We start from the raw sequence: 21032 nt of genomic DNA, 5'->3' as shown, positions 1-21032 counted from the left end.
GGGATCGACCCGGGGTGGCTGCACGATGCCGGACAGTTGACGGACGAGCGGGCGCGCGGACCGGTGGAGGAGAGCAGGTTGACGGCTGGAGGTGCCGCGTCGTTGTCGGGCGGGTCGAGTGCCGGACGAGCCAACAACGTCGAGGGTCGGGGCGCGGCGACGCGGATCGCGATCCTCGAGACGGCTCTGCGCCTGTTCGCCGAGCACGGGGTGCTGGCGGTGTCGAACCGCCAGATCGGTTCGGTCGCCGGCATGGGGAACACCTCCGTGGTCGGGTACTACTTCGCCTCCAAGGCCGACCTGGTGCGGGAGCTGGTCCGCGACTTCAACGCGCGGGTGGAGACCCGGCGCGAGCAGCGGTTCCAGCGCCTGCGGGACTCCCGGGACCTTCGCGACTGGGTCGGTTGCCTGGTGCACCCCTACGTCGAGGTGCTGGACGAGGAAGGCCCGCCCACCTGGTTCGCCCGGTTCCTGGCGCAGGTGGTGTCGGATCCCGGGCTTCGCCAGATCGCGGTCGAGGAAGCGACGTCGGAGTCGATCCTGCGCATCCTCGACGGGCTGGGCGAGTCGCTGCCCGAGCTGCCGGAGCGGGTGAAGCGCGAGCGGTCGCGGATCACCAGCCACGTGATCGTCCAGATGTGCGCCGAGCGGGAACGCGCGCTGGCGGAGGGAACGCCGGTGGACCCGCCGTCGTGGGCCGAGGCGGCCACCTCCCTGGTGGACGTCCTGGTCGGAATGTGGACCGCTGAGGTAACGCCCGTCGAGGACTAGGCCCCGGTCGCCGGGTCCCATCTCAGATTTCGAACACCGGCTCGGCCGGTGGGTTTGCGCTGCCCGAAACGCTCATCCGAGTTCGGAGACAACCATGTCCGACTGGGACTGCTCCTACGACTTCGTCTGCATTGGCAGTGGCGGCGGCGGACTGGTCGCCGCCCTGCGGGCGGCCGACGCCGGCCGCTCGGCCCTGGTGATCGAGAAGCAACCGCTCATCGGCGGCTCCACCGCGATGTCCGGCGGAATGGTCTGGATCCCGAACAACCCGCTGATGGAGGTCGACGGGGTTCTCGACGCCTACGACCACGGGATGGCGTACTTCGAGGAGGTCGTGGGGGAGGCCGGGCCGGGGTCGTCCCGGGAACGCCGCGACGCCTATCTCACCGGGGGGCCGAGGATGGTCTCCTTCCTGCGCGAACGGGGCATGCGCTTCAGGCGCTGCGCCGGGTACCCGGACTACTACGACAACCGCAAGGGCGGCAGCGCCGAGGGCCGTTCGATCGAAGGCGTCCCGTACGACGCGCGCCGGCTGGGCGAGTGGCGGCACAAGCTCCAACCGGGACTGGCGGAGTCGGTCGGGCTGGCCGCGATGACCGAGGAGCTCCCGCACCTCATGCACTTCAACCGCTCGGCGCGCGCCTTCGGCGTGGCGATGCGGGTGGGGATCCGCACCCAGCTGGCCAAGCTGCGTCGCCGGCCACTGCTCACCAACGGTTCCTCGCTGGTCGGGCAGCTGGTGGAGCTGGCGGTGGCCCGCGACGTCCCGATCTGGCTGGACAGCTCCCTCGAGGGCCTGGTGGTCGAGGACGGGCGGGTGACGGGGGTATGGATCGACCGTGACGGCACCACGACGACCGTGGCGGCCGGCCAGGGCGTGCTGCTGGCCGCCGGCGGTTTCGCCCACAACAAGGAGCTGCGCCTGCGACACGGCGGGGACCAGCACGCCACCGGTGAGTGGTCGATCTCCAACCCGGGTGACACCGGTGAGGTGCTGGCTCTGGCCATGGCCCTCGGCGCCCGGACCGACCTGCTCGACGAGGCCTGGTGGCTGCCCGTCCCGTCGGCCTACTTCGGCATGTCCGCGCTGAACAGCGCGCGCCAGCGGGCGCACACCATCTACGTGGACGAGGCCGGGAACCGCTTCTGCAACGAGGCGAACTCCTACGTGGAGGTCGGCAAGGCGATGTTCGCCCGGGACCGGAACACCCGGGCGGTCCCGTGCTGGCTGGTGTTCGACGACAACTACCGGCGGCGCTACGCCCACTCTCGGACCAGCATCGGCCGGCTGCCGTCGGCCTGGCTGGACAGCGGGGAGATCAAGAAGGCCGACACGGTGGAGGATCTGGCGAGCGCGTGCGGGATCGACCCGGGCGGTCTGGCCGCCACGGTGGAGCGGTTCAACGCGCACGCCGCCAAGGGCATCGATCCGTACTACGGGCGGGGGGAGTCACGGTACAACCGCCATCTCGGCGATCCCGGCCACAAGCCCAACCCCGCCCTGGGGCCGCTGGACCGGGCGCCGTACTACGCCCTGCAGATCTTCCCGGGCGACGTCGGCACCTGTGGCGGGCTGGTCACGGACGAGCACGCCCGTGTGCTGGGGGCCGACGGGCAACCCCTGCCGGGCCTGTACGCCACCGGCAACATCACCGCCACCGTCATGGGCCGCGCCTACCCGGGTGCCGGCGCGAGCATCGGCAACACCATGGTCTTCGGCTTCCTCGCCGCCGAGCACGCGTGTGGCCACGGCGCCACACCGGTCGCCTAGCAGGTGCCGGATGGACAGCCACATCGCGCTGCGCTGTCCGACCCAGCAGGCGGCCGAGAACGCGGCCCTGTGCCTCACGGAAGATCCTCAGCTGCTCTCGCCCCGGGCCGTGGCCGTCGTGTGGGCGAACCGGCGGGGCCAGTACTCCGTCCGGCACGGCCGCCGGCCGCGAAATCGCTGGGCCTGGTGGCTGATGATGTCGGTGGCGATCCCGTACGGCGGGCACCCGGGCCTGGTGCAGGCCCAGCCCCAGGACAACCCCCTACCCGCGCGCGTCTGTGACGAGATCATCCGGCTGGTCGCGCGGTGGCTCGGCCCGGGGGAGGCGGCGGTGGTCGTCACCCTCGGCGACCCGACCCCGCTGCTGCTGGTCGAGGCGGTGCGGGAACACGTGGGCGGCGTGGTCTGGAGCACGCTGTCCCACGGCGACGAGGAGCTGATGGCGGCAATCCTGGTGAAGGCCCCCGCCGACTGAGCCGAGTCAGCGGGGGTGTGCACACTCAAGATCAGCATCCAACCGGACGGTGGCTTGGTGGCCGCCCTGCCGCGGTTCACGCGCCCGACCGCCAGCCTCGTTACGCAGCGTGATCGGTGTTGGTCGGGTTCGGTTCGTCCCGTTCATCGAAGTCGACACCAGTCTGGCTTTTTCCCGATCGAACCAGCATGGTGTCGCACTCGATGAGGACCCGCCGTGGAATCGTCGGCGCGGACTCGGCGTTTGGCAACACTGGGTGACGGAGTCCGCCACCGGCTTGCAACGCAAGTCAGGACCCGGGGTACAGGCTTTCGGAGCGGGTTTCCTGGCTGTGGCCCGGCGCCGGGGCGCGGCGCCGAATCAAACCACCTAACGGGCGGTCCAGCTGATGCTTTTGGTCTGCAGGTACTCGGCGAGCCCGAACTCGCCCCATTCCCGGCCGAGCCCGCTCTGCTTGTAACCGCCGAACGCCGCCCTCGGGTTCACGCCGGCGCCACCGCCGTTGATCGAGACGCCGCCGGCACGGATCCGGCCGGCGATCTCGTAGGCGGTCGCCGTGTCGGCACTCCACACGGCGCCGGCGAGGCCGTAGGGGCTGTCGTTGGCGATCCGGACCGCCTCGTCGTCGGTGCGGAACGGGATGACCACGCCGACCGGGCCGAAGAACTCCGTCCGGGCGATCGTCATCGAGTTGTCGACGCCGGTGAACAGCGTCGGCTCCAGGAAGTACCCCTTGGCCAGGCCGGCCGGGCGCCCGCCGCCGGCGGCGATCGACGCCCCTTCCCGCTCGCCGGTGCGGATCAGGTTTTCCACCTTCTCCCGCTGCGCCTCGCTGATCAGCGGACCCATCGTGGTGGAGCCGTCGGCGGGGTCGCCCACGGTCACCCCGGCCAGGCCGGCGAGGATCCGCTCGACCAGCTCGTCGTGGACGGACTCGTGCACGATGGTGCGGGTCAGCAGCGAGCAGCCCTGGCCGGCATGGGTGGTGATGCCCGCGATCGCGGACCGCGCGGCCCCGGCGAAGTCGGCGTCCGCCCGGACGATGCTCGCGGACTTGCCGCCGAGCTCGAGCACGACCTTCTTCACCGACGCGGCGGCCTGGGCGTAGACCATCCGCCCGACGGCGTCGGATCCGGTGAAGCTGACCAGGTCCACCATCGGGTTGGTGGTCAGCTCCCGGCCGGCCTCGGTTCCGCCGGTGACGATGTTGAGCACGCCGGGCGGCAGGCCGGCGGCGTCGGCGAAGTCGCCGATCAGCAGGGACTCCAGGGGCGTCGCCGGTGCCGGCTTGAGCACGGCGGTGCAGCCGGCCGCGAGCGCCGGGATCAGCTTCATCATGCTCAGGAAGAACGGGAAGTTGTAGGCCGCGATCAGCGAGCACACCCCGAACGGTTCGTGGCGCAGCTGCCCCTGGGCGATCCCTGCACCCGGCGCGATCGTCGGTTCCATCGGGCGCTCCCAGGCGAAGGCCGGCATCACCCGTTCGGCCATGTCGCGCAGGTGGGCCACCGGGATCCGGGTCTGGATGCTCTCGGCCAACCAGCGGACCGACCCCGCCTCGGCCATGTTCACCGCGACCAGCTCGGGCAGCCTGTGCTCCATCTCCTCGGCCATCCGCAGCAGCGCCGCCGCTCGCTCCACGGGCTTGCGCCGAGGCCAGGGACCCTCGTCGAAGGCCGTCCGCGCGGCTTGGACCGCGGCCCGCACGTCCTCGACGGAGGCTTCCGGAACTTCCGCGATGGGCTCCTCCGTCGCCGGGTTTCGCACCACCAGCCGGGCGTCCGAAGTCCCGTCGACCCGGCGTCCGCCGATGTAGAGCCGCGAGGAGAACGAGTACGGGGTCGTCATGCCGGCACCGCGCCGAGGAGGGCCAGGCTGGACCGGGCGTAGGCGGCGCGACGCTTGCGGCCCACCAGGAAGCTCGGCGGGGCGAAGTAGCCGACGTCGCGCGGGAGGCCGTCCGTGCGCCGGGCGAGCAGGTCCTTCGCGTCGGCCGTGGTCCCGCAGATGGCGATCTCGGTGAGCATCTGGTCGGTCACGGCGGCGGCCATGCCGTCGGTGTCGCCGCTCCGGAACGCCGCGCGCAGCCGCGCCACGGGCGCTTCCCAGCCGTGGTGGGCCACGAACGGGTCGTAGGTCTTCACCGTGAGGTAGAACGCGATCATGCGCCGGGCGTCGGCGACGGCGCGCTCCGGGGCGGTGTCGTCGATCGCGGTGATGATCCAGCCCTGCTCGGTCCGTGCGTCGCCGGCCGCTCCCTGTCGTGCCGCCGGCCGGACCACCTCCCGCCACCAGGAGCTGGTGAAGAGGCCGTGCCCGATCACCCCGTCCGCGACCCGGCCCGCGGCCGCCGCCATGCGCCGGTTGAAGGCGGCGAGCAGCACCGGGATGTCCAGGCGGCCGAGCACCGGGGCACGGACGTCGGCGTCGACCGAGTGGAACCGACCGGAGTAGCGGATCTTGTCGCCGTTCTCCGCCCGCAGCCAGGCGCGGACGGCCTCGACGGTCTCGGCGGCCCGGTCCACCGGGTGATCGGCGGGGACGCCCAACCAGTCCCGGTTGATGCGGAAGGCGGCCGTGCCCAGCCCGAGGAACAACCGGCCGGGCGCCTTCGCGTGCAGCTGGCGCATCGCGGTGGCGTGCGCGTACGGGGTGCGGGAGAACGCGTAGGTGATCGCCGGCCCGATCAGCGCCCGTTCGGTGCCGGCGGCCATCTCGGCCAGCGTCACGTACGCGTCGTGGTCGACGAAGTCGCCGGTGCAGAACGCGCCGACGCCGGCCTGCTCGGCCTCGCGGGCGACGTCGGTGCCGGGCCACGGCATGCCGAAACGGATCATCGGAGCGTCCACTCCCGCCGGGACACCGCGGACCGGTCCACCTGGGCCTTCCCGACCGGGTTGCCGAGCTGGGTGTAGGACAGGCCGGTGCGCAGCGCGTGGGTGCGCGTCTGGTCCAGCGACTCCCAGATCGCCCGGACGGTGCCCTGGATGGCGGCCGGCGGCTTGGCGGCGATGATCCGGGCGAGCTCGTCGGCCCGGGGCCACAGCTGCTCGGGCGGGAGCACCTCGGTGACCAGGCCGATCTGCAGGGCGCGCGCGGCGGAGAGGCGCTCGTCCAGGCCGAGCAGCGCGATGCGCAGGGTCTCACCGAGCGGGATGCGCCGGGTGAGCCCGATCGGTTCCAGGGCGGCGGTGAGGCCGTAGCTGACGTGTGGGTCGAAGAACGTGGCGTCCTCGGAGCAGATCACGATGTCGGCCTCGTTCAGCCAGTAGAACGCGCCGCCGGCGGCCATCCCGTGCACCGCGCAGATCAGCGGTTTCCACACCCGGTTGAGCTTCGGTGACAGGTACTCGCCGGGGTCGGTCTGGCTCCAGGGGTTGCTCTGCCGGTCGATGCCCTCCTTGACGTCCACGCCGGTGCAGAACGCGCGGTCACCCGCTCCGCGCAGCACGACGGCGTGGATGTCGTCCACGGTCTTGACCACCCGCCAGATGAGGTCGAAGTCCTCCAGCATGTCCTGGTTGAAGCTGTTCATGGCTTCCGGGCGGTTCAGCGTGATCGTCGCGACGTGGTCCGCCACTCCGAACAGCACGGTCTTCGGCTCCATCCGGCGGCTCCGTCTGGGAAGTAAGGTACTAGTAATTCGATATCCGACCAGATATTGCCGGGTGCTGCAACATGGAGGTTAGATTAGAGGACCCTTTTTTGGTGGCTGGCCCGAACGAAAGGCGCCGCTAGTGCCCAATCCTGACGACCGCCCGCTCCCGGCCCGGCTGCGCCGGGTGATCGCCACCGCGCCGGATGCGACGGCGTTGACCTTCGAGGCCCGCCACTACCCCTGGGCCTTCCTGCGGCGCGCGGTCGAGGACCTCGACCGGTTGCTCGCCGAGGCCGGCGAACCCGACGCGCACCGCATCGGCATCGTGCTGCGCAACCGGCCCGGGCAGCTGGCCGCGCTGGTCGCGGTCATCGCCACCGGGCGCCAGGTGGTGACCCTGAGCCCCTTCCACGGCGACGTCGCCCTGGCCGAGGACATCGCGACGCTGGCGCCCCAGGCGCTGGTTGCCTGCGCCGAGGACTGGGCCCGGCCGGGGTTCGCGGCGGCGGCGGCCGGGGCGGCGACCCTGCCGATCGAAACGGCCGAGGACGAGCGGCCCCTGCGGTCGCGCCCGGCCGACTGGACGGTCGCGCCGAGGGCCGCCGTACGCGGTGACGTGGCGGTGCTGATGCAGACCAGCGGGACCACCGGGAAGCCGAAGCGGGTGGAGCTGACCTACCGCCAGCTCGCCGCCGCGTTCGAGGCGACGGGCACGCCCGGGGCGGACGAGGAGGTGCGGCTGCGCACCCGCCCGTCGATCCTGTGGACCTCCCTGGTGCACATCAGCGGGCTGTACTTCGCCATCGCGCACGTCGCGGCCGGCCTGCCGACCGCGCTGATGGAACAGTTCGACGTCCGGAAATGGGCAGACCTGGTGCGCCGGACCAGGCCACGGCGGGTCCGGCTGGCGCCGGCGGCGCTGCGGATGGTGCTGCAGTCCGACCTGCCGGCCCGGATCTTCGACGGCGTCGAGCAGGTGTCCTCCGGTACGGCTCCACTGGCCCCCGAGGACGCCGACCGGTTCACCGCGCGCTTCGGGGTCCCGGTGCTGTCGGTGTACGGCGCGACGGAGTTCGCCGGTGCGATCGCCGGCTGGAGCCTCTCGCTGCACCGCGAGTGGTGGACCGCCAAGCGCGGCAGCGTCGGCCGGCCGTTCCCCGGCATCCAGCTGCGCATCATGGACCGCGTGACGGACGAGCCGGTGCCGCCGGGCATCGTGGGGGTGCTCGAGGCGAAGGGCGCCCAGCTGCCCGGCGACGGCTGGGTGCGCACCACCGACCTGGCCAGCCTGGACGGCGACGGGTTCCTCTACATCCACGGCCGGGCCGACGACGCGATCAACCGGGGCGGGTTCAAGATCGTGCCGAGCGTGCTGGAGGAAGTGCTGCGCCGCCACCCGGCGGTGCGGGACGCGTCGGCGGTCGGGATTCCCGATGACCGCCTCGGCGAGGTGCCCGTCGCCGCCGTCACGATCCGGCCCGGCTTCGCCCACCCGGCCGCCGCCGAGCTGCGGCAATGGCTGGCCGCACGCCTGGCCCGCTACCACCTGCCGACCGAGATCAGGATCGTCGACGAGCTGCCGAGGACCCCGTCGATGAAGGTCAACCGGCCGGCGGTCAGGGCACTGTTCGCCACCTCGCCCTGACCGGGGCGTCAGCCCTCGTGGCGCCGGACGGTGTCGACCAGCCCCCAGGAAAGCGCACGGGCCGCCGGGATGCTGGCGCCGCCGAGCGCGAGGTGCAGGGTGCGCCAGCGCCCGATCCGGCGCGGGATGCTGACCGTGCCGCCCGCGCCGGGGATCAGGCCCATCCCGACCTCGGGGAGGCGGAACGTCGCGTCCGGGTCGGCCACCACGCGCCCGGTGAACGCGGGCAGCTCGATCCCCGCGCCGACGCACGCGCCGTGCACCCGCGCCTCGGCGCGGCCGGCGAGGCGGTGCAGTGTCCGGCCGGCGCCGCCCGAGGTACGTACGAAGTGGGCGGTGGCCGGGTCCGGGGTGGTGCCGAACTCGTCCAGGTCACCGCCGGCGCAGAATGACGGCCCGGCTCCGTCCAGTACCACGTGCACGGTCTCGTCGAACAGTGCCACGTCCAGCGCGGCGACCAGCGCGTCCCGGACCTCGCGCCCGTAGGCGTTGCGGCGTTCCGGCCGGTTGAGGGTGATCCGCAGCTCGTCGAAGGTCCGGTCCACCAGTACCGGCGCGGCCGGCGCGGGCGGCGGCGCCGGACGCGGTCGCCGGGCATCGAGCCAGGTCCGGAACTCCGAGCCGCCCAGCAGCGTGGAGTAGGCGAAGGACTCCGCGTCCAACGCCGCATCCACCGGGAGCGTGCCGGTCCGGCGCAGCAGCCCGGCCAACACGGTGGCGGCCTGCGGGTGAACGTTCGCGGCGGCGTGCAGCTCCTCGGCCGCCAACCACGGGTCGGCGGTGTCGACGGTCGGCGGGCCGGCCTCGGCGGCCGCCGGCACGAGGGTTACGTCCAGTGCCTCCAGCACCGCACGCAGGTCGCCGCCCGGCGCGCTCCGGCTGGCCACACCGACCAGGATCCGGTCGGCCCGGGCCACCGCCGATGCGGCCGGCCCGGCCGGACCCGGAGCGTCCAGGTCGACTATGAGCAGTGGCTCGCTGATCCGGCCGTGTTCGTCCAGCAGCGGCTCGTCGGCGGCACCGTCGGCGAGGGCGGCGAGGTCGATCCGCCGGGCCGGGCCGCCCCAGGTCGGATCAAGCTCGGGGACCGTCATTGACCCTAGGTTATCGTCGACGGGTGCCGAGCAGTGTGCGGGCGACGGGCACCGGGGCCGCCGTTGACTGGGCGGACAGCGGTCTGGTCGCGCTCACCGGGCACCACGACGGCCCGCCGCTGGTTCCCCCGGGGCGGGCGGCGACCCGCGCGCGTGAGCTCGGTACCGCCCTCGCCGAAGCCACCGGTGGGCGAGTTCGCCTTGACGGCGCCCGGCTGCTTTCCGAGCGCGCCGGGTTCACCGGGCACACCCGGCGCGGCCGGGTTTCCGCCGGTGGAAGCTGCCGCCTGCTGCGCACCGCCGACGGCTGGGCCGCCGTCAGCTGCGCCCGCCCCGACGACCCGTCCCTGCTCGGCGCGCTGGTCGGGGCGGAGCTGCCCGCCGACCCGTGGCCGGCGGTCGGGGCCTGGCTGGCCGCGCACACCGGCGCTGAACTGGCCGGACGGGCCACGCTGCTCGGCATCGCGGCCGCACCGGTGCGCCACCGCACCGCTGCCCCACCGGTCGGGGGAGCACCGGCGCGAGACGTGACCGGCCGGCTCGTCGTCGACTTCAGCGCGCTGTGGGCCGGCCCGTTGTGCGCGCACCTGCTCGGGCTGGCCGGTGCCCGCGTGGTGAAGGTGGAAACCCCGTGGCGACCCGACGGCGCCCGCCTCGGCGACCCCGGCTTCTACCGCCTGCTGCACGCCGGTCACCGGAGTGTGGTGCTCGACCCCGGCACGCCGGCCGGCCGTCGCGCGCTGGCCGCACTGGTCGACGCGGCCGACGTCGTCATCGAGGCTTCCCGTCCACGCGCCCTGGCGCGGTGGGGGCTCGACGCGGCCGCCAGCGCGTCCACCGGGACCACGTGGATCTCCATCACCGCCGCCGGCCGGGGGTCCGACCGGGTCGGCTTCGGCGACGACGTGGCGGCCGCCGCGGGCCTGGTAGCCCGGGATGCGGCAAACCAACCCGTGTTCTGCGGTGACGCGCTGGCCGATCCGCTCACCGGCCTCACCGCCGCCGTGCTCGCCCTCACCACGCCGGCCGGGAGCCTGCTGGACATCGCGATGGCCGACACGGTGGCCGCCACCCTGGACCCCGGACCGGCCGGAAAGGCCCTCGCCGCGCGTCGCCGGGGCGACCAATGGACTCTCGATACGCCGTCGGGCCGCGTCGCGGTGCGCCCGCCGCGACGAAGGGCGGCCCAGGGCGCTGCGCCGCCCAGCGGCGCGGACACCGACGAGGTGCTGCGCGGTCTGGGTATCCCGAGGCCATGAACCCGACGTTGCTGCGCGACGTGGAGATCGACGGTCACCGCACCGACGTGCGGCTGGCCGACGGCCGCGTCGCCGAGATCGGTCCGGGCCTCGGCCGGCGGGCCGGCGAGGGGCTCCAGGACGGCGCCGGCGGTGCCCTGCTCCCCGGGCTCACCGACCACCACCTGCACCTGCACGCCATGGCCGCCGCCGAGTGCTCGACCCGCTGTGGCCCGCCGCGGGTCCGTGATCGCGCCGCGCTGGCCGAGGCACTCGCCACCGGCCCGGCCGACCAGCACGGCTGGGTACGGGGGATCGGCTACCACGAGTCCGTGGCCGGGGACCTCGACGGGGACGCCCTCACCGCGCTGCACCCCGCCCGGCCCGTCCGCATGCAGCACCGGGGCGGCGCGCTGTGGATCCTCAACGCCCCCGCCGCCGAGCTGCTCGGCCTCGCCACCGGCCCGCACCCCGGCATCGAACGCGACCACGCCGGCCGCCCCACCGGCCGGCTCTGGCGCGCCGACGACTGGCTGCGCACCCGCCTGCCCCGCGCCCGGCCCCCCGACCTCGCCGGGGTCGGTGCGCGTCTCGCCCGGCTGGGCATCACCTCGGTCACCGACGCCACACCCGACCTGGACGACGGCGCGCTCGAGGCCATCGCGCGCGCGGTCGCCGACGGGAAGCTCGCGCAGCGCGTCCACCTGCTCGGCGTGCCGCCGCACCGGCCGGCCCCGCCGGGCACCACCACCGGCTCCTACAAGATCGTGATCGCCGACTCGGGCCTGCCCGACCTCGGGGACCTCACCGGCCGCATCCGCGCCGCCCATCGCGCCGGACGCGCGGTCGCGGTGCACTGTGTCACCCGCGAGGCGGTGGTCCTGCTGCTGGCCGCGCTGGGGGAGACCGGTTCGGTACCGGGCGACCGGGTCGAACACGCCGCGTTGGTCCCCGCCGAGCTGCTCGGTGATCTCGCCCGCCACGGCCTGCGCGTCGTCACCCAGCCCGGCTTCCTGGCCGAGCGGGGCGACGACTACCGGCGCGATGTCCCGCGCACCGATCACCCCGACCTGTACCGGTGCCGATCCCTGCGCGACGCGGGAATCCCGCTCGCACTCTCCAGCGACGCCCCCTACGGGCCGCTCGACCCCCGGGCCGTGATCGCCGCCGCGGTCCACCGGCGCACTCCCGCCGGGGCCGTGCTCGGCGCCGCCGAACGACTCACGCCGAGCGCCGCACTGGACGCCTACCTCGCGCCGCCGCACGACCCCGGCGGACCACCCCGGCGCATCGCCGCCGGCGCCCGCGCCGACCTCGTGCTCTTCGACCGGCCCCGCGCCGCGATCACCGCTGACCCGACGGACGCCCAGGTGGTCACCACCTACGTCGCCGGACAGCCGATCTTCACGGTCGCGTGATCGGGAGAGAATGCCGGTATGGTCGCGGGCCGTGCGAAGGGAAGCGATACGTGGGTGAGCCAACTGCGCAACGCCGTCGGTACGACAGCACGTTGCGCCGGCAGCGCGCGTCGGAGACGGTGGAACGCATCGTCTCGGCGGGCAGCGAACTGGTCCACGAGGGTCCGGTGTGGGACTGGCGCGGGGTCACGTTCCAGGCCGTCGCGGAACGCGCCGGGGTGAACGAACGGACCGTCTACCGGCATTTCCCCAACGAGCGGGAGCTGCGCGACGCGGTGATGCAGCGCCTCCAGAAGGAGGCGGGCATCCCGACGCTGGAGGGGATGAAGCTCGAGGAGATCGCCGAGATCACCGAGCGGACGCTCGCCTACGTCTCGACCTTTCCGTCCGGGGAACCGATGCCGCAGGACGCCACGCAGGCCGAAGCGGACAAACGCCGCCGCGAGGCGCTGCTGAACGCGCTGGTCCCGGTGACGGCCGGCTGGTCGGAGACGGACCGGGCCACCGCCGCGGCCATGTTCGACGTGCTGTGGGGGATCGGGGCCTACGAACGCCTGGTGAAGATCTGGGGACTCGATCCCGCCGAGGCGACCAGGGGAGTGACCTGGGTGATGCGGCTGGTCGAGACCGCCGTCCGGCAGGGTCGCGGACCCGGCGATTGACACGGTTCAGAATTGGTGTCAGCCTACTGGCACCAATTCTGAGGCGAGAGGGGATCGTCCCTGTGTCAGCGACTCCCGCGACGAGCGATCTCTACTACGACCCGTATGACGTGGACATCAACGCCGACCCGTACCCGGTCTTCCACCGGATCCGCGAAGACGCCCCGCTGTACTACAACGAGCAACACGACTTCTACGCACTCAGCCGGTTCGAGGATGTGCGGAAGGGGCTGGCCGACCGGGAGACGTTCAGCTCCAGTCGGGGCGCAATCCTCGAGCTGATCAAGGCGAACATCGAGATACCGTCGGGTGTACTGATCTTCGAGGACCCGCCGGTCCACACCATTCACCGCAACCTGCTGTCCCGGATGTTCACCCCGAAGAAGATCCGGAACCTGGAGCCGAAGATCCGCGAGTTCTGCGTGCGCAGCCTCGATCCGCTGGTCGGGACCGGGAAGTTCGACTTCGTCGGTGATCTGGGCAAGCAGATGCCGATGCGGGTGATCGGCATGCTGCTGGGGATCCCGGAGGCGGACCAGGAGGCCGTGCGCGACCAGGTCGACGCCGAGCTGCGGACCGAGGCGGGCAAGCCGATGACCAGGTGGTCCGAACACGGCGACTTCGTCAGCGGGGAGATCTTCGCCGAGTACATCGACTGGCGGGCCGAGCATCCGTCCGACGACATCATGACCGAGCTGCTGAACGTCGAGTTCGAGGACGAGACGGGCAGCAGGCGGCGGCTCACCCGGGAGGAGCTGCTCACCTACGTCACCGTGGTGGCCGGCGCCGGCAACGAGACCACCACCCGGCTCATCGGCTGGACCGGCAAGGTCCTGGCCGAGCATCCCGACCAGCGCCGGGACCTGGTCGCCGATCCGTCGCTGGTACCGAGGGCGGTCGAGGAGCTGCTCCGGTTCGAGCCGCCCGCCCCGCACGTGGCCAGGTACGTGACCCGCGACGTGGAGTACTACGGGCAGACCGTGCCCGAGGGCAGCGTCATGATGTTCCTGGTAGGTGCCGCCAACCGCGACGACCGGCAGTTCGCGGGCGGCGACCGCTTCGACATTCACCGCGAGGCCCGCCAGCACCTCACCTTCGGCATCGGCACGCACTTCTGCCTAGGCGCGTCCCTGGCCCGGCTGGAAGGTCGTATTGCCCTGGAAGAGGTCCTGAAGCGATTCCCCGAGTGGGACGTGGACTACGACCGCGCCCAGCTTTCCCCGACATCCACCGTGCGCGGCTGGGATTCGCTCCCGGTGGTCATTCCGGCCTAGCGTAGCTTTCGAGCTGATCGAGGTACCGTTCCATGAATTCGACAGTCTCCTTGTGTCCCAGTGAGAAGCCGAGATTCTCCTCCATCGACATGATCCGGCCGATGGCCGTCATGATCATGGCGAGCGCGGCCGGTGTGCACACCTCGCGCGGGATCTTGTAGCGCTCCATGACGGCGGCAACGACCTCGAGCTGTGCGGCGCGAAACCGTTCGGAGTACCGCCTCACCTCCGCGCGGAACTCCTCGCGATGACGCGCCAGGGACGCGATCTCCATCGTGAACGCGGAGCTCGAGGTCTCGGTGTTGAACTCCCACAGGCCCCGCAGCGGCCGCTCGGAGTTCAGCAGCTCGCGCTGATGTTTGAGCCCTTCCTCGGCGCGCCGGCGAAACATCGCCAGGAACAATTCGTCCATCGTGCGGAAGTAGTAATGCACCAGTTGCGATTTGAGGCCAGCCTTGTCGGCGATACGCCGCGACGTCACGGCGGCATACCCCTTTTCGAGCATTAGCTCCTCGGCCGCGTCGAGCAGCAGCGTCCGGTTCTTCGCGTCGGGCGCCGCTATGCGGCGCTGCGCTGCCATCTCGATGTACCTCCTCGGCAAGCCGGCGGGCGGCCCCGTCATCGCGCCAATCCTACGTTCGCGGGCCGGCCGCCCCGTGCGGTCCGGAGGCGCGGTACGGTCTTTTTCAATCAACCGGTTGACTCAAAGTGTCGAGAGGGTGTTCACTCTGGCCTGCTCCGGGCGACGAGGCCGGGCGACCGGCGACCGAAATGGGGTTCGAGGTGATTGACCGCCAGCTCCGGCGCGCCGTGTCGAGTGCGGGCTCGGTACTGGACAACATCGGTGACCAGGTCGCCTTCTACGGCAGCGCCCAAGCCTCGTTCTTCCGGGTTTTCCGCCGCTACCGGTCGGAGGTCCTGCGCCAGCTCGCCTCGGTGAGCTTCGGCCGGGGCGCGCTGGCGATGGTCGGCGGGACGGCGATGATCGTGGCCTTCCTGACCGGCACCACCGGCATCGAGCTGGCGATCCAGGGTTACGCGCAGCTGACCAACATCGGGATCGACGCGTTGCTCGGGTTCATCTCCGCCTACGTGAACACCCGTATCGCCGCGCCGCTGGTCACCGGGATCGCGCTGGTGGCGACCGTGGGCGCCGGATTCGCGGCGGAGCTCGGCGCGATGCGGATCAACGAGGAGATCGACGCGCTCGAGGTGATGGCGATTCCGTCGATCCCCTACCTGGTCACCACCCGGGTGATCGCCGGGCTGATCGCGGTGACCCCGCTCTACGCGATCTCCCTGGTCATGTCCTACGTGCTCACCCGGCTCACCACGACCCTGCTCTACGGCCAGTCACCCGGGACGTACGACCACTATTTCCAGACCTTCCTGGTGCCCCGCGACATCCTCAGCTCGTTCGTCGTGGTGCTGGTCATGGGCGTGGTGATCATTTTGGTGAACTGCTACTACGGCTACCGCGCGGCCGGCGGCCCGGAGGGCGTGGGCGAGGCGGTGGGCCGGGCCGTTCGGCTCTCCCTGGTGGGCGTCATGTTCGTCGCCCTGGGGATGAGCCTGATCCTGTACGGCAACTCCAACACACTCCACATCTCGAGGTAGCGATGCGCTACAAGTGGTTCGGGCTGCTCGGCCTGGGCGCGCTCGCGCTGGCGGTGTTCGCGATCGTGGCCGCCTACACCCAGCTGTTCGTGCCGGTCGTGCACGCGAAGGTGATCGCCGCCCGAAGCGGGCTGCTGCTGGATCGCAAGGCGGACGTCACCCTGCGCGGCATCAAGATCGGTGAGGCGCGCGCCATCGACGCGGTGGGCGGAAGTGCGGTCATCCAGATCGCCATCGACCGCGAGTACGCCGACGCGGTGCCCGCGAACGTGACCGCCCAGATCGTCGCGCCCACGGTCTTCGGCGCGAAGTTCATCGACCTGGTGCCGCCGCGCTCACCGAGCACCCAGGCGCTGGGCGACGGCGCGGTGATCCAGGCGACCGGCGTGCCCACCGAGACCAACTCGGTCTTCGAGAGCGTGATGGCCCTGCTGAGCACCGTGCGGCCGGCCAAGCTGAACGCCACCCTCGGCGCCACGGCGACCGCACTGCGCGGCCAGGGAGCAGACCTGGGACGGTTCATCACCGACCTGAACGCCTACCTGACGCGGTTCAACTCCACGCTGCCCGCCGTGTCGGCGGACCTGCGGATGCTGCCGGGCGTCACCGCGACCTACGCCGACGTCGCGCCGGACGTACTGCGCCTGCTCGGCAACGCCTCGGCGCTCTCGGACACCCTCCAGGACAAGGAGGACGAGCTGAACCCGATGCTGCGCAGCGTCGCCCGCACCTCCGACGACGCCCGCGCGCTACTGGACGAGAGCGGCCGGAAGCTGGTCGACTTCGCCGACACCGCGCGGCCGGTGACCCGGGTGTTCGCCGACTACGCGCCCGGATACCCGTGCATGTTCGGGGTGGTGAACACGCTGCGGATCGGTGGCACCGAGGCGATGGGCGGCCAGTACAACGGCATCCACGGCATCGTCACCTTCCTGCCCGGCCAGCCGGGTTACCAGAAGGGGCGCGACGACCCGAAGGTCGGGGAGAAGAGCGCGCCGAGGTGCTGGCCGGCGCTGCTGGCGCACTCCCCGCACCGCGTCTTCGACGACGGCACCACCACACCCGACTTCTACCGCCGCAAGACCGAGGTCGTCGGCCCGCTGGCGCTGGCCCAACAGCTGCTGGGGCCGGCCATCCTGCCCTACGTGCGGGGCGGTGGCCGATGAAGCCGATCGGGCCTCTGGTCAAGGTGCTCGCCCTGGTGGCCGTGACCGTGCTGATGACGGGCGGGCTGATCGCGGTGTTCGGCGGGTACCGGGTCGAACCGACCACGACGTACCACGCGATCTTCGAGGACATCTCCGGAATCCAGCCGGGCGGTGCGGTCCGCGCGGCCGGTGTCGACGTGGGCCGGGTCGAATCCGCGGCCCGCCTGCCCGACAACAAGATCCGGCTCACCTTCACGGTGGGCAACCGGTTCCGGCTGCCCACCGGGGCCACGGCCGCCATCCGGTACCAGAACCTGGTCGGCGACCGGTACCTGCAACTCGGCCCCGGCCCGGGACCCGTGCTGCTGCCCGGCGGCACCATTCCCGTGACGAACACCCAGCCGGCGCTGGACCTGGACGAGCTGTACAACGGCTTCACGCCCCTGTTCCAGGGGCTCGACCCGGACCAGCTCAACCGCCTGTCCGCGTCACTGATCGCGGTGCTCCAGGGGCAGGGGAGCGCGACGGGGGAGTTGCTGACCCACCTCGGCTCGGTGACCGGCACGCTCGCCGACCGCGGCGCACTGGTCAGCGACACCGTCCGGCAGCTGAACGCCGTGCTCGGCACGCTGAACCAGCGCGCCCCGGAACTGAACGACACGATCGTCCAGATGCAGACGCTGGTCAGCGGGCTGGCCGACGACCGTGGTCAGATCGGCCGTTCGCTGAGCGGCGTCAACGACCTCACCACCTCCCTGGACGCCCTGCTGACCCAGACCCGCCCCGAGCTCAAGGGAACGGTCCACCAGATCGACCGCTTCGCCGAGACCATCAACTCCGACCACGCCGCGCTGGCGAACCTGATCAAGCGGCTGCCGGGCTACTACATCCCGCTCGGCCGGCTGGGCGCCAACCAGAGCGCCTTCCAGTTCTACGTGTGTGGCGTGCAGCTGCGCTTCACCACTCCGGCGGGCCACATCTACTCACCCTTCATCAACAGCGGAAACGTGCCGCGATGCTGAACTCGAAGATCCGTTTCCGGGAACGCGACCCCCGGGTGGTCGGCACGGTCGGCATAGCCGCCGTGGTGGTCATGCTCCTGCTGGCGCTGACCTCCGGCTCCCTCTACCGGTCGCTGGCCAACGCCTCCTACTCGGCCCAGTTCACCGAGGCGGCCGGCCTGACCGCCGGGGCCGACGTGCGCATCGGCGGCCTCACCGTCGGCAAGGTGGACAGCGTCGAGCTGGCCGGCGACCACGTCCGGGTCGAGTTCAACGTGGCCGGGCCGGGCAACCTCGGCGAGCTGACCGGCGCGGCGATCAAGAGCGCCACCTCGCTGGGGGTGCGCTACCTGGCCGTGCTGCCCTCGGGCGGCGGGCAGCTGCCGGCCGGCGCCGAGATCCCGCTGGCCCGCACCACGTCGCCCTACGACCTCACGCAGATCCTGGGCCAGCTGACCCAGCACTCGGCCCGGCTGGACAAACAGCAGCTGGCCAAGGCCCTGGACACGGTCGCCACCACGTTGAAGGGCACCCCGGCCGCGCTGCACGGGGCGCTGGACGGCGTCAACCGGCTCACCCAGCTGGTGGCCCAGGAGGACCAGGCACTGCGCGAGCTGCTGGGCCGGGCCAACACGGTGACCGGCGTGGTGGCCCAGCGAAACCGCGAGCTGTCGCGGCTGTTCAACGACGGCAACCTGCTGCTCGACGAGCTGAACCGGCGCCGCGCCGTCATCGCCAGCCTGCTGACCTCGACCAGCTCGATGCTCGAGCAGCTCAGCGGCCTGGTGCGGGACAACCGGGAACAGCTGCGGCCGGCGCTCGAGGAGCTGCAAAAGGTGCTCGACATGCTCAACGCCGACGACCAGCTGATGGGCTCGACGATCCAGGGGCTGAACATCTACGCCGGCTCCCTCGGTGAGTCGGTCGCCGGCGGCCCCTGGTTCTTCGGGTACATCCCGGACCTGCCCCCGACCAACCTCGCCCCGCTGCTCCCCGACGTGCTCAAGGCGGTTGGACCATGAGAAAGCCAGTGGTGCTGGTCGCCGCCCTGTTGGCGGTGGCCGCCGGCGTGATCGCCGCCCCGCTCACGCCCGCCGACAAGGTGGTCACGGCCTACTTCGCCGAGTCGCCCGGGCTCTACGCCGGCGACTCGGTCCGGGTGCTCGGCGTCGAGGTCGGCAAGATCGAGTCGATCGCCGCCGAGCCCGGGCAGGTCAAGGTGGTCCTGCGCTACGACGCGGCGGTGCGCATCCCGGCCGACGCCAAGGCGGCGATCGTGTCGCCGACGTTGGTCAGCAGCCGGTTCGTCCAGCTCGTCCCGGCCTACCGGGGCGGTCCGGCGCTGCCCGACGACGCGACCATCCCGCTGTCGCGCACCGTCACGCCGGTCGAATGGGACACCACCGTCGACCAGCTCACCCAACTCACCGGCCAACTCGGACCGGCCCCGGGGGAGACCACCGGCCCGCTGGGCCGCGCGCTGGACGTCACGCACGCCAACCTCGCCGGCCAGGGCGACCGGATCCACGACACCATCCGCAACACGTCCGCCGCGATGACCACGCTGGCCGAGGGCGGCCAGGATCTGTTCGGCACGGTCCGCAACCTGCGGTCCCTGGTGACCAACCTCAAGCAGAATGACGACGCCGTCGGGGCGTTCGGCCAACAGCTCGCGCAGGTGTCCTCGGTGCTGGCGGACAACCGCGAACAGCTCGGCGAGGTGATCCGGACCCTGGACCGCACCTCGGTGCTGGTGCGGGACTTCGCGCGGGACAACCGCGAGCAGCTGGACACCAGCCTGCACGGGCTCGGCGATCTCACCAAGCAGCTCGCGGACAACCGGCAGGCACTCGCCGATCTCCTGCAGCGCGCACCCGTCGGGGTGTCCAACTTCAACAACACCTACGACCCGGTCGGCAGCCTCCAGGCGGGCGCCTTCGCGCTCACCAACATGGCCGACCCGGCGACCTTCGTCTGTTCGCTGATCTTCGCCGCCGGTGGTCGCAACGACAACACCAACGCCGCCTGCGAGTCCGCGATCATGCCGTTCGTCCAGGTGCTGAAGATGAACAACATCCCGCTCGCCTTCCCGCTGCAGACCGCGCCGCTGCCCACCGGGGGTGGGCGATGAGGCTGGTCCCGGTGCTGCTGGCCGGCGCGGTGCTGCTGTCCGGGTGCGGCGGTGTCGCGCTCCCGTTCCGGGCCGGCACCGGCGAGGACAGCTACCGGGTCACCGTGCACGTGGCGAACGTGGGCAACCTGGTCCCGAACGCCGACGTGAAGGTCAACGACATCACGGTCGGCACCGTCACCGACATCGCCTTCGACAACTGGACCGCCAGGCTCACGGTCAGCATGAAGCGCTCGGCCAGCCTGCCGGCCAACGCCGAGGCCCGGGTGGCGCAGAAGAGCCTCCTCGGCGCGGAGTACCTGGAGCTCGCGCCGCCCCGGCGGGGTCCGGCCGTCGGCACGCTGCGCGACGGCGACGACATCCCGCTGGCCCGCACCGGCCACTACCCGGAGACCGAGGAGCTGCTGACCGCGCTGTCGCTGCTGCTCAACCAGGGCGGCGTCGGGCAGCTGCAGACCATCACCTCGGAACTGAACGGTGCGCTCGGCGGGCGGGAGGACGACGCCCGGCAGCTGATCCAGAACCTCAACACGCTGTCCGCGACCCTGGACGCGCGCAGGACCGACATCGTCGCGGCGATGCAGAACGTGGACCGGCTCGGCACCACCCTCGCCCAGCAGGACCAGGTGATCGACAACGCGCTGCGGACGATCCCGCCGGGCCTGGAGGTTCTGGAACGCCAGCGCGGCACCCTGGTCCACACGCTGGACGCGGTCTCCGACCTCGGCGACGTCGGGGCCAAGGTGATCAACAGCAGTCGCGACGACCTGCGGGCCAACCTCGAGTCGCTACAGCCGGTGCTGGCCAAGCTGGCCGACTCGGGCAAGGAGCTGACCGGGGCGATGGGGATGCTCTTCACCTTCCCGTTCGCGTCCAACAAGGCCTTTCCCGCCGTGCTCAACGGTGACTACGGGAACCTCTACATCACGGTCGACCTGGACCAGAAGACGCTCAGCGGCAACATGCTGCGCGGCCTCACCATCGCGGGCGTGCCGCTGCTCGGCGGCTCCTCGCTGGCCGGCGGGCTGGTGGACTCCAACCCGCTCACCGCCGGCCTGGCCGAGCAGCTACCCCTGCCCCTCGGCGGGCAGGAGCCCAAACCGACCCAGCTCCAGCCGAAACCGAAGAACCGGCCCACCGAGCGGGAAGGCACCCTGCTCGGCTCGCTCATCCCGGATGGCAACTGATG

General features: G+C 71.7%; 19 protein-coding genes. 14 read left to right on the top strand and 5 right to left on the bottom strand.

All coding sequences use genetic code 11. From position 1 onward, the window contains the following. Positions 1-78: 78 nt before the first annotated feature. From ABEB12_RS06035 to ABEB12_RS06025, 3 genes are all read left to right on the top strand, one after another. Entirely contained in the window at positions 79-771 is a 693-nt protein-coding gene (locus tag ABEB12_RS06035) for a TetR/AcrR family transcriptional regulator (RefSeq protein WP_345702599.1), read from the top strand. A gap of 94 nt (positions 772-865) precedes the next feature. After that, positions 866-2542 (top strand): FAD-binding protein, encoded by a 1677-nt coding sequence (locus ABEB12_RS06030; protein WP_185062769.1) that lies wholly within the window; start codon positions 866-868, stop codon positions 2540-2542. A 10-nt stretch (positions 2543-2552) separates the two neighbouring features. Further along, entirely contained in the window at positions 2553-3017 is a 465-nt protein-coding gene (locus ABEB12_RS06025; RefSeq protein ID WP_185062768.1) for a DUF1269 domain-containing protein, read from the top strand. Positions 3018-3386: 369 nt separating this feature from the next. Here ABEB12_RS06025 and ABEB12_RS06020 read toward each other — a convergent pair whose 3' ends face one another. The 3 genes from ABEB12_RS06020 to ABEB12_RS06010 are packed head-to-tail and all read right to left on the bottom strand — an operon-like array spanning position 3387 to position 6624. Further along, on the bottom strand, positions 3387-4865 hold the full coding sequence (locus ABEB12_RS06020; RefSeq protein ID WP_185062767.1) for an aldehyde dehydrogenase family protein: 1479 nt from the start codon (positions 4863-4865) through the stop codon (positions 3387-3389). Beyond that, the gene (locus ABEB12_RS06015; RefSeq protein WP_221498225.1) at positions 4862-5854 is read right to left on the bottom strand and encodes an LLM class flavin-dependent oxidoreductase; all 993 of its coding nucleotides are present in this window, start codon (positions 5852-5854) and stop codon (positions 4862-4864) included. The genes ABEB12_RS06020 and ABEB12_RS06015 overlap by 4 nt, the downstream gene beginning before the upstream one ends. Next, entirely contained in the window at positions 5851-6624 is a 774-nt protein-coding gene (locus tag ABEB12_RS06010; protein ID WP_185062766.1) for an enoyl-CoA hydratase-related protein, read from the bottom strand. The genes ABEB12_RS06015 and ABEB12_RS06010 overlap by 4 nt, the downstream gene beginning before the upstream one ends. Before the next feature lie 130 nt (positions 6625-6754). On the opposite strand from ABEB12_RS06010, the gene ABEB12_RS06005 reads away from it, so the two are divergent. After that, positions 6755-8260, top strand: a complete 1506-nt coding sequence (locus tag ABEB12_RS06005; protein WP_185062765.1) for an AMP-binding protein — start codon at positions 6755-6757, stop codon at positions 8258-8260. Between the two features lie 8 nt (positions 8261-8268). On the opposite strand, the gene ABEB12_RS06000 is transcribed toward ABEB12_RS06005, so the two are convergent. Continuing rightward, the gene (locus ABEB12_RS06000; RefSeq protein WP_185062764.1) at positions 8269-9354 is read right to left on the bottom strand and encodes an enoyl-CoA hydratase-related protein; all 1086 of its coding nucleotides are present in this window, start codon (positions 9352-9354) and stop codon (positions 8269-8271) included. A 23-nt stretch (positions 9355-9377) separates the two neighbouring features. Between ABEB12_RS06000 and ABEB12_RS05995 the strand changes: the two genes are divergently transcribed. The 4 genes from ABEB12_RS05995 (at position 9378) to ABEB12_RS05980 (ending at position 13946) form a co-directional block, all read left to right on the top strand. Further along, the gene (locus tag ABEB12_RS05995) at positions 9378-10613 is read left to right on the top strand and encodes a CoA transferase (RefSeq protein ID WP_345702598.1); all 1236 of its coding nucleotides are present in this window, start codon (positions 9378-9380) and stop codon (positions 10611-10613) included. Continuing rightward, entirely contained in the window at positions 10610-12010 is a 1401-nt protein-coding gene (locus ABEB12_RS05990) for an amidohydrolase family protein (protein ID WP_185062763.1), read from the top strand. Before ABEB12_RS05995 ends, ABEB12_RS05990 begins: the two co-directional genes overlap by 4 nt. A gap of 50 nt (positions 12011-12060) precedes the next feature. Then, positions 12061-12672 (top strand): TetR family transcriptional regulator, encoded by a 612-nt coding sequence (locus ABEB12_RS05985; RefSeq protein WP_185062762.1) that lies wholly within the window; start codon positions 12061-12063, stop codon positions 12670-12672. A gap of 62 nt (positions 12673-12734) precedes the next feature. After that, positions 12735-13946 (top strand): cytochrome P450, encoded by a 1212-nt coding sequence (locus ABEB12_RS05980; protein ID WP_221498223.1) that lies wholly within the window; start codon positions 12735-12737, stop codon positions 13944-13946. Here the strand turns inward: ABEB12_RS05980 and ABEB12_RS05975 are convergent. Continuing rightward, on the bottom strand, positions 13933-14568 hold the full coding sequence (locus tag ABEB12_RS05975; RefSeq protein ID WP_221498222.1) for a TetR family transcriptional regulator: 636 nt from the start codon (positions 14566-14568) through the stop codon (positions 13933-13935). The genes ABEB12_RS05980 and ABEB12_RS05975 overlap by 14 nt on opposite strands. Positions 14569-14717: 149 nt before the next feature. On the opposite strand from ABEB12_RS05975, the gene ABEB12_RS05970 reads away from it, so the two are divergent. The 6 genes from ABEB12_RS05970 to ABEB12_RS05945 are packed head-to-tail and all read left to right on the top strand — an operon-like array spanning position 14718 to position 21030. Beyond that, on the top strand, positions 14718-15563 hold the full coding sequence (locus tag ABEB12_RS05970) for an ABC transporter permease (RefSeq protein ID WP_185062761.1): 846 nt from the start codon (positions 14718-14720) through the stop codon (positions 15561-15563). Between the two features lie 2 nt (positions 15564-15565). Beyond that, positions 15566-16729: an MCE family protein gene (locus ABEB12_RS05965; RefSeq protein ID WP_185062760.1), complete on the top strand. Its 1164-nt coding sequence runs from the start codon at positions 15566-15568 to the stop codon at positions 16727-16729. Then, complete coding sequence (locus tag ABEB12_RS05960) at positions 16726-17733, top strand: MCE family protein (protein ID WP_185062759.1); 1008 nt, start codon at positions 16726-16728, stop codon at positions 17731-17733. Before ABEB12_RS05965 ends, ABEB12_RS05960 begins: the two co-directional genes overlap by 4 nt. Beyond that, positions 17727-18734 carry an MCE family protein gene (locus ABEB12_RS05955; RefSeq protein ID WP_185062758.1) on the top strand — a complete coding sequence of 336 codons (1008 nt, stop codon included), beginning with the start codon at positions 17727-17729 and terminating at the stop codon, positions 18732-18734. Before ABEB12_RS05960 ends, ABEB12_RS05955 begins: the two co-directional genes overlap by 7 nt. Then, positions 18731-19843 (top strand): MCE family protein, encoded by a 1113-nt coding sequence (locus tag ABEB12_RS05950; protein WP_185062757.1) that lies wholly within the window; start codon positions 18731-18733, stop codon positions 19841-19843. Before ABEB12_RS05955 ends, ABEB12_RS05950 begins: the two co-directional genes overlap by 4 nt. Beyond that, positions 19840-21030 (top strand): MCE family protein, encoded by a 1191-nt coding sequence (locus ABEB12_RS05945; protein WP_185062756.1) that lies wholly within the window; start codon positions 19840-19842, stop codon positions 21028-21030. The genes ABEB12_RS05950 and ABEB12_RS05945 overlap by 4 nt, the downstream gene beginning before the upstream one ends. Positions 21031-21032 lie beyond the last annotated feature (2 nt).

This window comes from Actinospineispora eucalypti, assembly GCF_039543365.1.
In the GTDB taxonomy this organism is placed as follows: domain Bacteria; phylum Actinomycetota; class Actinomycetes; order Mycobacteriales; family Pseudonocardiaceae; genus Pseudonocardia; species Pseudonocardia eucalypti.
This window is presented reverse-complemented; position numbering and strand designations above follow the sequence as displayed.

What these genes read in the sequence shown, in the direction of transcription:
- ABEB12_RS06010 (WP_185062766.1), bottom strand. Translation starts at nt 6,624, where the DNA reads ATGGAGCCGAAGACCGTGCTGTTCGGAGTGGCGGACCACGTCGCGACG.
- ABEB12_RS06025 (WP_185062768.1), top strand. Translation starts at nt 2,553, where the DNA reads ATGGACAGCCACATCGCGCTGCGCTGTCCGACCCAGCAGGCGGCCGAG.
- ABEB12_RS06020 (WP_185062767.1), bottom strand. Translation starts at nt 4,865, where the DNA reads ATGACGACCCCGTACTCGTTCTCCTCGCGGCTCTACATCGGCGGACGC.
- ABEB12_RS06015 (WP_221498225.1), bottom strand. Translation starts at nt 5,854, where the DNA reads ATGATCCGTTTCGGCATGCCGTGGCCCGGCACCGACGTCGCCCGCGAG.
- ABEB12_RS05945 (WP_185062756.1), top strand. Translation starts at nt 19,840, where the DNA reads ATGAGGCTGGTCCCGGTGCTGCTGGCCGGCGCGGTGCTGCTGTCCGGG.
- ABEB12_RS05970 (WP_185062761.1), top strand. Translation starts at nt 14,718, where the DNA reads ATGGGGTTCGAGGTGATTGACCGCCAGCTCCGGCGCGCCGTGTCGAGT.
- ABEB12_RS05975 (WP_221498222.1), bottom strand. Translation starts at nt 14,568, where the DNA reads ATGACGGGGCCGCCCGCCGGCTTGCCGAGGAGGTACATCGAGATGGCA.
- ABEB12_RS06000 (WP_185062764.1), bottom strand. Translation starts at nt 9,354, where the DNA reads ATGACGGTCCCCGAGCTTGATCCGACCTGGGGCGGCCCGGCCCGGCGG.
- ABEB12_RS06030 (WP_185062769.1), top strand. Translation starts at nt 866, where the DNA reads ATGTCCGACTGGGACTGCTCCTACGACTTCGTCTGCATTGGCAGTGGC.
- ABEB12_RS05960 (WP_185062759.1), top strand. Translation starts at nt 16,726, where the DNA reads ATGAAGCCGATCGGGCCTCTGGTCAAGGTGCTCGCCCTGGTGGCCGTG.
- ABEB12_RS05950 (WP_185062757.1), top strand. Translation starts at nt 18,731, where the DNA reads ATGAGAAAGCCAGTGGTGCTGGTCGCCGCCCTGTTGGCGGTGGCCGCC.
- ABEB12_RS05965 (WP_185062760.1), top strand. Translation starts at nt 15,566, where the DNA reads ATGCGCTACAAGTGGTTCGGGCTGCTCGGCCTGGGCGCGCTCGCGCTG.
- ABEB12_RS05990 (WP_185062763.1), top strand. Translation starts at nt 10,610, where the DNA reads ATGAACCCGACGTTGCTGCGCGACGTGGAGATCGACGGTCACCGCACC.
- ABEB12_RS05955 (WP_185062758.1), top strand. Translation starts at nt 17,727, where the DNA reads ATGCTGAACTCGAAGATCCGTTTCCGGGAACGCGACCCCCGGGTGGTC.